Annotated in this window: 14 protein-coding genes; 4 read left to right on the top strand and 10 right to left on the bottom strand. The window is 45.1% G+C overall.

Annotated features, from left to right (window positions below; genetic code table 11):
* Nucleotides 1-8: 8 nt before the first annotated feature.
* The 3 genes from ABXT70_RS05430 to prmB all read right to left on the bottom strand — a co-directional run bounded on the left by ABXT70_RS05430 (nt 9) and on the right by prmB (nt 2,989).
* The gene (locus ABXT70_RS05430) at nt 9-821 is read right to left on the bottom strand and encodes a substrate-binding domain-containing protein (RefSeq protein ID WP_443642157.1); all 813 of its coding nucleotides are present in this window, start codon (nt 819-821) and stop codon (nt 9-11) included.
* 10 nt (nt 822-831) lie between these two features.
* Nucleotides 832-1,917, bottom strand: coding sequence for a chorismate synthase (gene aroC, locus ABXT70_RS05425; RefSeq protein WP_443642156.1), 1,086 nt, complete (start codon nt 1,915-1,917; stop codon nt 832-834).
* A 70-nt stretch (nt 1,918-1,987) separates the two neighbouring features.
* Complete coding sequence (gene prmB / locus ABXT70_RS05420) at nt 1,988-2,989, bottom strand: 50S ribosomal protein L3 N(5)-glutamine methyltransferase (protein WP_443642155.1); 1,002 nt, start codon at nt 2,987-2,989, stop codon at nt 1,988-1,990.
* Nucleotides 2,990-2,991: 2 nt separating this feature from the next.
* On the opposite strand from prmB, the gene ABXT70_RS05415 reads away from it, so the two are divergent.
* Together ABXT70_RS05415 and folE are read left to right on the top strand one after the other, a co-directional pair.
* Nucleotides 2,992-3,594, top strand: a complete 603-nt coding sequence (locus ABXT70_RS05415) for a Smr/MutS family protein (protein WP_443642154.1) — start codon at nt 2,992-2,994, stop codon at nt 3,592-3,594.
* A 121-nt stretch (nt 3,595-3,715) separates the two neighbouring features.
* Nucleotides 3,716-4,258 carry a GTP cyclohydrolase I FolE gene (gene folE, locus ABXT70_RS05410; protein ID WP_443642153.1) on the top strand — a complete coding sequence of 181 codons (543 nt, stop codon included), beginning with the start codon at nt 3,716-3,718 and terminating at the stop codon, nt 4,256-4,258.
* On the opposite strand, the gene ABXT70_RS05405 is transcribed toward folE, so the two are convergent.
* The 7 genes from ABXT70_RS05405 to dinG all read right to left on the bottom strand — a co-directional run bounded on the left by ABXT70_RS05405 (nt 4,259) and on the right by dinG (nt 11,016).
* Nucleotides 4,259-5,119 (bottom strand): patatin-like phospholipase family protein, encoded by an 861-nt coding sequence (locus tag ABXT70_RS05405; RefSeq protein WP_443642152.1) that lies wholly within the window; start codon nt 5,117-5,119, stop codon nt 4,259-4,261.
* Nucleotides 5,120-5,133: 14 nt separating this feature from the next.
* Nucleotides 5,134-5,670, bottom strand: a complete 537-nt coding sequence (locus tag ABXT70_RS05400) for a DUF4892 domain-containing protein (protein ID WP_443642151.1) — start codon at nt 5,668-5,670, stop codon at nt 5,134-5,136.
* 11 nt (nt 5,671-5,681) lie between these two features.
* Nucleotides 5,682-6,152 (bottom strand): SixA phosphatase family protein, encoded by a 471-nt coding sequence (locus ABXT70_RS05395; RefSeq protein WP_443642150.1) that lies wholly within the window; start codon nt 6,150-6,152, stop codon nt 5,682-5,684.
* Entirely contained in the window at nt 6,152-6,448 is a 297-nt protein-coding gene (locus ABXT70_RS05390) for a DUF4389 domain-containing protein (protein WP_443642149.1), read from the bottom strand. The genes ABXT70_RS05395 and ABXT70_RS05390 overlap by 1 nt, the downstream gene beginning before the upstream one ends.
* 63 nt (nt 6,449-6,511) lie before the next feature.
* Complete coding sequence (locus ABXT70_RS05385) at nt 6,512-7,534, bottom strand: NAD(P)H-dependent glycerol-3-phosphate dehydrogenase (RefSeq protein WP_443642148.1); 1,023 nt, start codon at nt 7,532-7,534, stop codon at nt 6,512-6,514.
* An 11-nt stretch (nt 7,535-7,545) separates the two neighbouring features.
* Nucleotides 7,546-8,775 carry a DEAD/DEAH box helicase gene (locus ABXT70_RS05380; protein WP_443642147.1) on the bottom strand — a complete coding sequence of 410 codons (1,230 nt, stop codon included), beginning with the start codon at nt 8,773-8,775 and terminating at the stop codon, nt 7,546-7,548.
* A 111-nt stretch (nt 8,776-8,886) separates the two neighbouring features.
* Nucleotides 8,887-11,016, bottom strand: coding sequence for an ATP-dependent DNA helicase DinG (gene dinG, locus ABXT70_RS05375; protein WP_443642146.1), 2,130 nt, complete (start codon nt 11,014-11,016; stop codon nt 8,887-8,889).
* Between the two features lie 178 nt (nt 11,017-11,194).
* Between dinG and lexA the strand changes: the two genes are divergently transcribed.
* Together lexA and ABXT70_RS05365 are read left to right on the top strand one after the other, a co-directional pair.
* Nucleotides 11,195-11,803, top strand: coding sequence for a transcriptional repressor LexA (gene lexA, locus ABXT70_RS05370; RefSeq protein ID WP_443642145.1), 609 nt, complete (start codon nt 11,195-11,197; stop codon nt 11,801-11,803).
* Between the two features lie 21 nt (nt 11,804-11,824).
* Complete coding sequence (locus ABXT70_RS05365) at nt 11,825-12,280, top strand: cell division inhibitor SulA (protein WP_443642144.1); 456 nt, start codon at nt 11,825-11,827, stop codon at nt 12,278-12,280.
* The last annotated feature ends 5 nt before the right edge of the window (nt 12,281-12,285 follow it).

Genomic DNA, 12,285 nt, shown 5'->3' with positions numbered 1-12,285 from the left:
TGCGTTAGTTATTTAGCCGAAGGCACAAATAATACCTCACCATTAATACGGAAATTTCCAATCGCCTCTTGGCCTGCTGAACTCACCAGCCATTGGGCAAACTCACGAGCCGAATTGATATTAGCGTGACTATGACGTTTAGGGTTAACCAACATCACCTGATATGGATTAAGTAAACGTGGGTCACCTTCAAGTACTAAGGTTAATTCAAGCTTATCTTTTAGAGCCAACCAGGTACCTCGGTCGGTCATGGCGTAGGCACCCATTTCAGAGGCCATTTGCAAACTGTGGCCCATGCCACGGCCAGACTCAAGATAACCATCAAAATTTGGCAATGCACCAAGGTGTTGCCATAACTGCAATTCTTTTTTGTGGGTGCCTGAGTCATCACCACGAGAAATAAAACGCTTGTTAGATGCTGCTATGAGAGACAGGCCATCGGTCACCGTCTGGGCTCCAACGACGTTTGCTGCATCTTCTTTCGGGCCCACTAGCACAAAATCGTTATACATAACCCTACGAGCTTCAATACCAAAACCTTGATCAACAAAACGTGCCTCTGCAGAAGGTGCATGAGTCATTACTAAATCTACATCACCATTCTCACCCATTCTTAATGCTTTACCAGTACCTACGGAAATCACTTGCACCTCGGTATCACTAACTTGGGCATAATAGTTTAATAAATAATCCAATAAACCTGAGTTGTAGGTGCTGGTGGTAGTCGCCAATCGAATGCTGTCGGCCAATGCTATACCGCTTACAAAGATCAACACAGTGACTAACACAGATCGCATAAGCAGTAATTGCAGATGTTTCATGGTGTCTTATCTACTTAATAGCTGGAAGGTCATAATTAGTTGTACCCTGTTGCCCGCGTTGACGCAGGAAATGGTCCATTAAAGTTAACGCCATCATCGCTTCAGCGATAGGTGTAGCACGGATACCTACACAGGGATCATGTCGGCCTTTGGTAATCACTTCCACTGCATCGCCATGAATATTGATGGATTGCCCTGGCAAATGTAAACTTGAAGTTGGCTTAAGGGCAATTCTGGCAATAATATCTTGGCCACTGCTTATACCACCTAAAATTCCACCAGCATGATTGGATAAAAAACCACCTGGCGTCATTTCATCACGGTGCTCTGTGCCACGCTGGGCAACCACTTCGAAGCCATCACCTATCTCTACACCTTTAACGGCATTAATGCTCATTAGACCATGGGCTAATTCAGCGTCTAAGCGATCGAATACAGGCTCACCAATACCTGCGGCTACGCCCGTAGCAACAACGGTAACTTGTGCACCAATAGAATCACCCGATTTACGCAATGCATCCATGAACTGCTCAAGTTCTTCAAGCTTATCGGCTTGACCACAAAAAAACGGATTATCATTGACAATATCAGGTTCTGGGCAAGCCAATTTGATCGGGCCTAATTGCGATAAATAACCACTAATAGCAATACCGCGGCCAGCTAAAAATTTCTTAGCTACGGCGCCGGCGGCAACTCGCATAGCTGTCTCGCGCGCTGACGATCGGCCACCACCTCGATAGTCACGTACACCATACTTATGCATGTAGGTGTAATCGGCATGAGCAGGGCGAAACTGGTCCTTTATGTTGCCATAATCCTTAGATCGTTGGTCAGTGTTTTCAATCATTAGGCCAATAGGAGTCCCTGTAGTTCGGCCTTCAAACACACCTGATAAAATACGCACTTGGTCAGCTTCTCGGCGCTGGGTGGTGTGTCTTGATTTGCCTGGCTTACGGCGATCTAAATCAACCTGTAGGTCAGCCTCAGTTAACTCAACACCCGCAGGGCAACCATCAATTGTAGCGCCTAACGCTGGGCCGTGGCTTTCACCAAAAGTAGTGACCGTAAATAACTTACCGAAGGTATTACCAGACATGGACTTTTTACTCTAGAATTTTACAGGCTAAATTATAGCTGGTTAGTGGACTCAGCCGCAAACAATGGACTTATGAACGAGATTGATACCACGCATTAAATCTTTCCTGGTACTGTTTACATTGGAGCCCTGTGAGGCAAAAAACACCATTACCACCTTGACTGAATTCAAGCCACATAAACGGTATCTCGGGTAAAGCGTGTTGCAGTGCTACTTCGCTATTGCCTACTTCAATCACAAGAAGGCCTTCTTCTGACAGCCAATCTGCAGCTTGTGACAAGATCGCTGCCGTAAGGTCTAAACCGTCATCACCTGAGACCAGTGCCAATTTTGGCTCGTGGGAAAATTCTACAGGCATGTCATCGTAGTCGTTGGCATCCACATAAGGGGGGTTGCTAACGATCAAATCGTAGTATTTGGGGGGTAGACCAGAAAAAATATTAGAATCAAACACTTGCACCCTATCACCCACATCATGATCGTCGATATTTTGCTGACTCAGCAATAATGACGCTGGTGCAATGTCCACCATATCTACATGAGGAATATCCATGTGCAAGGCCATAGCAATACCAATACAACCACTGCCACAACACAGATCTAGAGCAGTTTTCGGGGGCTGCATAATAAAAGGTGAAAAATGTTTAATAATGAGTTCTGCTATTGGAGAACGAGGGATAATGACATCCTCATTAACCCTAAAGGGGATGTCCGCAAACCAAGTTTCACCTAACAGATAAGGCAAAGGCAACCGCTGTTGAATACGTTGATCTAACCAATCCTGAACCCGCAGTAGCTGCTCATTAGTTAGCACCATTTGCAATTGATCTTTTTGTGTTTGCAGCGACATACCGCAGGCTCCCAACACCAAAAAAACAGCCTCATCCCAAGCATTGTCAGTGCCATGACCAAAGTAAACTTGAGCTCCAATAAGCGCAGCTTCCACCGTTTCTATGGCCTGTGATAGTCTAGTGGTCATTGGTTTTTTTAATGAGAATAATTTAATGTCGCCATTGTAAGCTAAGCCTTGTCCCGATACCATATTGCCATGAATACAAACTGCGTTACTCAAACATGAATTCCTCTTCGGACCAAGACCCACAAGACTCAGCGCCAGAGTTAAAATTTGGAGCTGTGTTTGGTGAAGCTTCACCGTTAAAAAAAACTGGCCGCCAAACCACACCGGCTGTTATGGGTGCAGATGCCCAAAGTACGGCTGCCCGCAGAGCTGCTGCAATTGAACTTGTACAGGAAAAAGCAGCCCTTGGGGAGCAAGGGTTTGAAATGGTTCAATCGGAACAAAGTATTACCTATTCTCGGGTAGGGCTAGACGGTGGTAGCCTGCGCCGGCTCAGCAATGGGCATATGCGTCCAACCCTCACCCTTGATTTGCATGGCTATCGAGTAGAAACAGCACGGGATTCCGTATGGAACGCGGTTAAACACGGTCAAGCCGAAGGAGACCGCTGTTTGCTCATCATTCACGGCAAAGCTGGAGCGGGTTATAGAGACGAAAATGGTGAACTACGCGGCGCAGGCCAAGCCTTAATTAAGTCCCATGTGAACCACTGGTTGCAGCAGCTAGATGCTGTGCTAGCCTTTACTTCTGCCCTGCCGCAAGATGGTGGCACCGGTGCGTTATATGTATTACTTAAAAAGGTCCAAAAAAGAGGGTAATATAGCAGCTTAAGCCTTTACCTTAGCCACAGCTTCAAGTATTGTGCGCGTAAAATTTGAACTCTCTTTTATTATGACATTAATAATAAGAGCAGCAACGAAATTAGCTACGAGAAGGTCCATGGAAAAAGCATACGAAAAAATCCTTACCAGCATTGGCGAAGACTTAGATCGTCCAGGCTTAAAGGACACCCCTAAGCGGGCTGCTAAAGCCTTTAAGTTTCTTAATAACGGCTACGAAAAAAACCTTGATGACGTCATTAATGGTGCCCTATTTCCATCAGATAACGAAGAGATGGTTATCGTTAAGGACATAGAGCTATACTCTTTGTGTGAACATCACCTATTACCGTTTATTGGCAAGTGTCATGTAGCCTACTTGCCTTCGGGCAAAGTGCTTGGTTTATCGAAAGTTGCGCGAATTGTAGATATGTTTGCTCGGCGGTTACAAATTCAAGAAAATATGACCAAACAAATTGCTGATACTATTATGGCAGTAACGGATGCTAAAGGGGTGGGCGTGGTTATTGAAGCACAACACATGTGCATGATGATGCGCGGTGTACAGAAGCAAAATGCGAGTATGAAAACCTCAGTACTGCTTGGTAAATTACGCGAAGATGCACGCACTCGTGCAGAGTTTTTGACGTTAATTAAATCTTAATCAAATTTTTTGTTTGGCCTGCAGTGCCTCTTGCGCTGCATGTCGGCCAATTTCTATCATTTCTTTAGCTCGATAAAGTTCGAAGAAACTACAGGCGTTGCGGTCTATTTTTACCTCAACATCTGGTTCATAACCTGCCATTTTGTATTTTGCCATGGTCGCCTGCATGGTTTCAAAACACTGATTTAGCATTTCCATCTTATTCCATTGTAAATGACTACGCTGACTTTTTGAGGCGTTTACACTGGGTTCTTTCCAGTCATCACTATAACCCACCATATTAAAGTTTGAGACCTGAATAGGATGAGAGTTTTCGATATTGATATTTAAATTAACCGCAATAATTAAATCAGCCTGATCTGCCACTGTAGGCATAATAGGTACAGGGTTAAGTAACCCCCCATCCACCAAAAAGCGATCTTTCTCTGTGACAGGCATAATCATGCCAGGCACTGCAACACTAGCTCGTATTGCGTCCATCATCTTGCCAGACTGAAACCACACTTCTTGTTGTTTAACTAAATCTGTAGCGACCGCAGTGTAAGGTATTGGTAGGTCCTCAATCAACTGATCGCCTACTAAGTCTTCAAGTATGGCGTAGGCCTTTTCACCACGAATAGCACCCATGGACAACAACGACATATCCACTAAACGAAACACATCAAAACGAGACAAGCCTGAAACCCACTCAGTAAATAAAGGCAACTTACCAGCAGCGTACATGCCACCCACCACTGCACCCATAGAGCACCCTGAGACACTTACAATGTCAAAGCCTTGTTCTTCTAATACTTGGATCACGCCAATATGGGCGTTACCTCGGGCACCACCACTGCCCAGTACTAATGCCACGGTAGGCATGCTTATTGTCCTTTCTAGTTGTCCATTCCTTGGATCATCTCTAGGTGTAAATACACCTTTCTATTGCCGCGTTCAGTGCTATAAAGGGCATAATAATTTGGCCCATTCGTGGTGTCTTGTTTTAGAGCGGCGTATGATTGCTCACTGTCTAAACCATATAACCGCGATTGATGGAATACCTGATTTGCCCACTGATTGCTAGATCCACAGGGCCGACCGTGGCATTGATAGATCACTTTTGCGTCAAGTGTTAGGAGTTCTTCTAGGGCTTTATCATGGGCCATTTTAGCACTTACACCAGGTATCATTTCCCAAGTATAGGTCATGAGTTGGCCCGACAAATACGAGTTATATTCGGCACCAATTACACCATTAACCTTACGCATAGCACTGGTGGGTAGGATGTAGTATGGTGCGCTTAATTGTGTCTGCTCAATCAAACGGCTGTTTTCAGTGACGGTTAAAGTAACCTCTGCTTGAGCAGATAAAGACACACAAAGGCAACAGATCAAAACTTTAGCGTTGCCTGTTAAACGAGAAAAAATAGCCATATAATTTAACCTTATGGATGAAATAAATGTGTCAACCTAAGACACCCTGCCGCGGCCATCTCACCTTCCAATAAAGCCATAGAAGCTGGCATCATTGGCTCTCCTAAGTACTCATCAGCGTGACAAAAATGGCCAATCAAACCACTAATCAAAGGTTGATGGGTAATTAGAACGATGCCTTCATGTTGTTGCGCCAACAAGAATTTTTGCACTTGAGCGACCTCACTGTGCGGGGTAATACAATCGAGGGATCGCAAGCTTAAACCGTGTTGTTTATAAGTGTAGTTCTGCAGCAACAAAGAGGCCGTTTGCTGTGCCCTAACATAAGGGCTAACCCAAAGGCCGGTGAACTCATGCCAAGGCACCACTGGATTTTGGCTTTGTTGTATGACTAATGTACTACCCCGCTGGGTAAGTGACCGCTGAGCATCAGTGGTGGCATTGAAGCTTGCCTCACCATGACGCATCAGCAGCAATTTCATTAGTCTTCGGACTGCGGCAAATCTTCTGGCTCTGGCCAATCACTAAATGGAAAGGGTTTGCTTTCAGTTTGGTAAGACAAGAACCGATAGCTGTGAAGAATAAAGCGCCCTAAACTATTACTAAACTGCAGTATTGTATGGTGGCTGGATTCATTAAATAAACGATACAGAAACTGGCCAGCAACTAATAGTGTCAATATCGACGCTGCAATTTCTACCAACAACAAACTCAGCAACATAAACACTAAGCGCAGCCAAAAGGCTTCTGATGTCAGGTTATTTTTAAATGCTTGCATAGTTTTTACTCTGTTAGCTCCAATGCTTTTAACATAGGGGCTATTCATCCATATTTCAAGTGATTAACTTCGTTTTAGCACAAACTCAACATCTGAATTTTGATCTCGTGTCATGAGCGATTGTGCAACAGTAGAAACATCTGCACCTTGGTAAACTAATGCATAAAGGCCATCTACTAAAGGCATATTAATCTGTAACTGATCAGCTTTTTTCTTCACTAAGGCGAGGGTATTTACACCTTCGGCAACCTCTCCCAATTCGGCTATAGCCTCATCTAGGCCTTTACCTTGGCCTAAGGCGTAACCTACCCTGTAGTTCCGGCTCAAAGGAGACATACAGGTAACAATTAAGTCTCCAACCCCAGCCAGACCTAAGAATGTCATAGGGTTAGCGCCCATGTGCACCGCTAAGCGGCTCATTTCGGCCAAGCTACGCGTTAACAACATACTGCGAGTATTTTCGCCCATGCCCATAGCTGCACTAAGACCCGCAGCAATGGCATAGATATTTTTTAGTGCACCACCTAACTCCGTGCCGTAGCGATCATTGCTAGCATACACACGAAAAAAATGGCACTGCAATATGTCCTGTACTTGCTGACGTAGAGCTTCGTTATCACTAGCAATTACAGTACCTGTTAAGTGTTTAGCTGCCACTTCTTTTGCCAAATTTGGACCGCTGATCACACCAATAGGGTTATCAGGAAAGTAGACTTCTAGCACCTGGCTCATCAATAAAAAGTTATCTGGTTCAATACCTTTTGCCGTCGTAACCAAGTATTGCTGTGGGTTGATGTAGGCTTTAGCGTGCTCTAGTAAGCCCCTAAAGGCTTTGCTTGGCACCGAAAATATAACCGTGTCTGCATTACTAATGCACAAACTGAGATCAGTGACGATTTCTAGGTCTGCATGCAAATCTAGCCCAGGCACGTAGCGAGAGTTAACACGTGTTTGACGCATTTCTTCGGCTAGGGCTTGGTCACGTAGCCACAGACGTACGGGGAACCCATTATGGGCGACAATATTAGCCAATACTGTGCCAAAACTACCGCCGCCAATCACAGCCACTCGATGTTGAAAATTCATTGAGATTCCTATTACACTAGCAATGCACTAGGTGTAGGCTCACAGTCTAAACGTTTCCCCAACATTATTTCTAGATCAGGGATTATAAAAGCATCGTCTTCGGAGGCAAAACTAATGGAAATTCCAGAGGCACCTGCACGGCCTGTGCGCCCAATACGGTGCACGTAGTCTTCTAACTCTTCTGGTAGGTCGTAGTTAAAAACATGGCTCACTCCATCCACATGAATGCCTCGGCCCGCCACATCTGTGGCCACTAAAATAGGCGTATCACCACTGCGGAATCGTTCTAAGGTTTTAACCCTTTTTACTTGTGCAACTTCACCCGACAAAAGTGCACTTTTTATGCCGTCTTTCTGCAATTTCTCGGCCAAATCCCGGGTAATGTGGCGCCGATTAGCAAAAACAATGGCACGTTCTACGCCCATAGTTTTTAGACAATTGAGTAACACTTTATATTTATCAGCACGGGCTACAGAGTAAAAACGTTGCTCAACAGTCGCCGAAGCCAGTTCATCTGACTCAATTTCTACATGCACTGGGTTAAAAGTCCATTGCTCCGCTAAGCGTAATATCTGCTCACTAAAGGTAGCACTAAATAACAAAGTTTGGCGATCTTCTTTGTTTGGCGTTTGGCGTAAAATTGCCCGCACATCGGGGATAAAGCCCATACTCAGCATACGATCTGCTTCGTCCAAAACAACCACCTCTACTTCACGCAGATTGACATGGCCTCGGCGACAGAAATCTAACAATCGACCCGGTGTAGCGACCATGATGTCGGTGTGCCGTTTTTGTAATTGCTTTTGCTGAGCTTCAAAATCCATCCCACCAACAAGTTGCTGTACGTTGACATCACAAAACCGGGTAAGGTCTTCAGCATCACTGGCGATTTGCATCACCAGCTCACGGGTTGGTGCAATAATCAGAGCTCTTGGGGTGCCTAAGCGACGTGGACCTTCAATAGGAAAGTCTAAAAAATCGGTAATCATACTGAGTAAAAAAGCGGCAGTTTTACCCGAGCCAGTCTGGGCTCTACCAGTAACGTCTTTTCCGTCCAAAGATTGCGGTAAGGTTAGTGCTTGTATGGGACTGCAATATTCATACCCCAGGGCTGCAACACCTTGCATAACTTGGTCAGGTAAGTCCAAATCATGAAAGCGTGTTTTACCTTCCTCTTGCGGGACGACAAAATCGTCCAGTGACCAGTTCTGATCAGTGGCTTTTGAATCATTTGATTTCAAGGTGAATTTCCATTGAGAGGCGAGCACGCCCTAGTAAGATAAACTACAACGAAGCAGTATAGAGAGTTTAAGGCCATTACACAAAACACCTTGATTAGCCTTAATGGCTTATTAATCAAACCGCCGTTCATAAGGCGGTAAGGCCTGCAAAAGTTGTTGACCATAACGTTTGCTGAGGATACGCTTATCCAAAATAGTAATACGGCCTTTGTCGTCTTCTTTACGTAACAAACGACCTGTGGCCTGGACCAACCTAACACTTGCTTCGGGCACCGACAGTTCAGCAAAACTGTTACCACCAGACTTCTCAATCCACTCAGCAAGGGCAGATGGTACTGGGCGATCTGGCACCGTAAATGGCAACCGCGTTATAACCACATGAGTTAAATAATCGCCAGGTAAATCGATGCCTTCTGCAAAACTTGCCAAGCCAAACAAAACACTGCCTTCACCGTCATCGATACGTTTTTTATGCTGATCCAATAAACGCTGTTTAGAAGACTCACCTTGTTGCAAGATCAGATCTTGCCACTGCTCTCCAATACCTTCAAATACCAACTGCATCACCCGCCGTGAGGTAAACAATACTAGGCTAGCTTCAGCTTTATTTAGCTGGGCTTTGAGGCCTATAATTAGATGATCTACAAACACGGCCTCAGGCCCTGGTTCAATCGCCTCTTTAGGTACACATATCTGCGACTTGGCAAAATCAAAGGGACTCGCAAGCGCTAGCATGGTGCTGTGTGGATTTATCCCTGCGTGAGTTATTAAGCGGTCAAAGCGACCAAGGGCGGTAAGCGTAGCGGAAGTTAATAAGGCGCCATAACAACGTTGCCATAAATTCTCCTGTAAAAGTTCAGCAGCCATTATTGGGCTTGCTGAGAGTTCTAAGTCTACCCGCTCTGCTGTTTGCCAATACTGTAACCAGCGCGCCATAGGCACCTCGCCCTCTTGGTCTACTTTGGCATAGGCTTGCCATAACCCAAGTTGCTGCTCAGCATTTTGTTGTAATACCCCAAACGCCGCTAGGTAGTTTTCAGCTTGATCTTTAGGCAAGCCATTTTGGTCTCCTTTAACAACATCATCCATCATTTCATGTAATGCACCCAAATCTCTAGCCAAGCGTGCACTACTTAAGCCCATATCATGGCAAATTTGAACTAATTCAGACGGAATTATACCCTGTGAAAAACGATAATTTTCTTGTTGCTGATAACCATCCTCTGGCCTAAACGCAGACTGGTCTAAAAATTGTTCTAAACTAACCAATTGCAGCTCTAGTCCTTGTACATGGTCTTGAACCTGCCCACTAAGCTGTGCACCCTTACCTCCACCCTGCCATTCCTTTAAAAACTTTTTTAAGCCAGAGCGCGTTTGTCCGTACCAGCGGCTAAGCTGGCGAATACCTTGTTGGTGGGTGAACTGCTTTAACGTTTTATCAGCCAAATGATGGCCTTCATCAAAAATATAAATAGTATCTTCTGGCGCTGGCAAAATAGCACCACCACCTAGGGCTAGGTCTGCCAAAACTAAGTCATGATTAGTAACAATGCAGTCGGCCTGTTCTAGGCCTTCTCTAGCTTTAAAGAATGGGCACTGACTAAAATGGCTGCAACGTCTATTAGTGCAGCCTTTGTGGTCCGTTGTGATGGGTCGCCAATGATCTTCTGCCAAAGGGTCTTTCCATGCATCGCGGTCGCCGTCCCATTGGTTGCTGCCAAGCTGCACCACCATATCTTTGTACAATACTTGCTGCTGACCATCTAGTTTGAGTGCCAACTCGTCCTCAAACAAAGCTTGCGTGGGGTCAATAGAAGCGTTTTGAGAGAGCGCTTGATCCAGCCTAGATACACATAAATATCGTCGCCGACCTTTAGCTAAACGAAAATCAAAATCATAGCCGCCGTGTTTCTTAAGCGCCGGTAGGTCCTTTTGGACAATTTGTTCCTGCAGGGCAATGGTGGCCGTAGCGATCACCAACTTTTTTTCTAATGCTTTAGCAATCGGCAAACACGCTACCATATAAGCTAAGGTCTTGCCCGTACCTGTGCCAGCCTCTACTAAGCAAACTGGGTTATCGTCGCTACGGTGGCCATCACCATCAGTTTTAATTGCCAAAAAATGGTTAGCCACGGTCGCTATCATCTGCTTTTGGCCCCAGCGAGGCCTTAACTTTAACTGCTTAACAAGCTGGCGATAAAGTTGTTGGATATGTGGTTTTACAGCAGCAGAATCAGACACGTAGAAAGCTCATAGTTAGCATCAAGTAATCGGCGATAAGAGTACACCATTTTTGCCACAAAAGCTGACAGTAAATAGGCTAACAAAAATAAAACTTGCCAGCGGCAATAATACTGGTATTATATACAGTAACTGTACAAACAACCAGCAGACTCACTTTGTGTTAGGAGCAAGTAATATGATTAAGTTGACCCCCCGCCAAGATCAGGTACTCGACTGCATTCGTAGCTATATTATCGACACAGGTTATCCGCCAACTCGAGCAGAAATCGCAAAGGAACTCGGCTTTAAATCACCAAATGCTGCGGAAGAACACATTAAAGCCCTCGCCCGAAAAGGTGCTATTGAAATCATACCAGGGGCTTCTCGTGGCATACGAGTACCAGATATGCATGAAGTCGACTTGGGCCTACCAATCATTGGTATGGTGGCAGCCGGTAGCCCACTGCTTGCGCAAGAACATATTAGCGACTATTGTGCCATCCCAGAAAACTTATTCTACCCAAAGGCAGACTATTTGCTTAAAGTTAGCGGTATGTCCATGAAAGACATAGGCATTTACGATGGCGATTTATTAGCTGTACACAAAACAGATCAAGCACGAAATGGACAAGTTGTGGTGGCGCGCCTTGATGATGAAGTCACTGTGAAACGTTTTCAACGCAACGGTAACCAAGTACAACTTATCGCAGAAAACCAAGATTTTTCACCTATTGATGTCGATCTTACGCAACAGCACTTAAGCATTGAAGGTTTGAGCGTTGGTGTTATCCGCCGCGGCAACTAGACGTAAAACAGGAGCAAAATTATGTGGCAGCAAGAGCAGCAAACCGACAATAGTATTGATGGTATTTTGGCTGAACATCAACTAGACCTATGGGCTCAAGAAGACCAAGCACATGTGCAGAATTTGAGCCACATCACAGAAATAATTATGCGTGGTGAGTCCTGGAACAATGTACAGATGTTATTGCCATTGCTTGCACAACTAAGCCACGATCAGCGTTGGTTGGCTTGGGTAGCACCCCCTAAGTTATTACCTAAAGCCCAACTAAAGGCTGCTGGGTTTGACTTGAATAAAATTATTTTATTAAAGCCTGATGCCCAGCACGACACTATGAGTCTTGCCCACCAAGCTCTAAAGAGTGGCACTTGTCATGCTGTTATTAGCTGGTTTGGCGCCCTTGCTGATGATCAACTTAATGACTTAGCCCAAGCCGCAGAGCTCGGCAATAGTCGCGCTTTTTTGATCAGGCACCAATAGTCCGG

Source organism: Candidatus Njordibacter sp. Uisw_039 (genome assembly GCF_047730075.1).
GTDB lineage: Bacteria > Pseudomonadota > Gammaproteobacteria > Pseudomonadales > Balneatricaceae > Njordibacter.
The sequence above is the reverse complement of the archived record's forward strand: the minus strand, read 5'-3'. Positions and strand labels throughout refer to the sequence as shown.

Bases quoted from the DNA above. Each gene is read 5' to 3' on its own strand.
- aroC (WP_443642156.1), bottom strand. From the start codon at position 1,917: ATGTCTGGTAATACCTTCGGTAAGTTATTTACGGTCACTACTTTTGGT.
- ABXT70_RS05365 (WP_443642144.1), top strand. From the start codon at position 11,825: ATGTGGCAGCAAGAGCAGCAAACCGACAATAGTATTGATGGTATTTTG.
- ABXT70_RS05390 (WP_443642149.1), bottom strand. From the start codon at position 6,448: ATGCAAGCATTTAAAAATAACCTGACATCAGAAGCCTTTTGGCTGCGC.
- ABXT70_RS05430 (WP_443642157.1), bottom strand. From the start codon at position 821: ATGAAACATCTGCAATTACTGCTTATGCGATCTGTGTTAGTCACTGTG.
- ABXT70_RS05400 (WP_443642151.1), bottom strand. From the start codon at position 5,670: ATGGCTATTTTTTCTCGTTTAACAGGCAACGCTAAAGTTTTGATCTGT.
- ABXT70_RS05385 (WP_443642148.1), bottom strand. From the start codon at position 7,534: ATGAATTTTCAACATCGAGTGGCTGTGATTGGCGGCGGTAGTTTTGGC.
- folE (WP_443642153.1), top strand. From the start codon at position 3,716: ATGGAAAAAGCATACGAAAAAATCCTTACCAGCATTGGCGAAGACTTA.
- ABXT70_RS05405 (WP_443642152.1), bottom strand. From the start codon at position 5,119: ATGCCTACCGTGGCATTAGTACTGGGCAGTGGTGGTGCCCGAGGTAAC.
- ABXT70_RS05395 (WP_443642150.1), bottom strand. From the start codon at position 6,152: ATGAAATTGCTGCTGATGCGTCATGGTGAGGCAAGCTTCAATGCCACC.
- lexA (WP_443642145.1), top strand. From the start codon at position 11,195: ATGATTAAGTTGACCCCCCGCCAAGATCAGGTACTCGACTGCATTCGT.
- ABXT70_RS05415 (WP_443642154.1), top strand. From the start codon at position 2,992: ATGAATTCCTCTTCGGACCAAGACCCACAAGACTCAGCGCCAGAGTTA.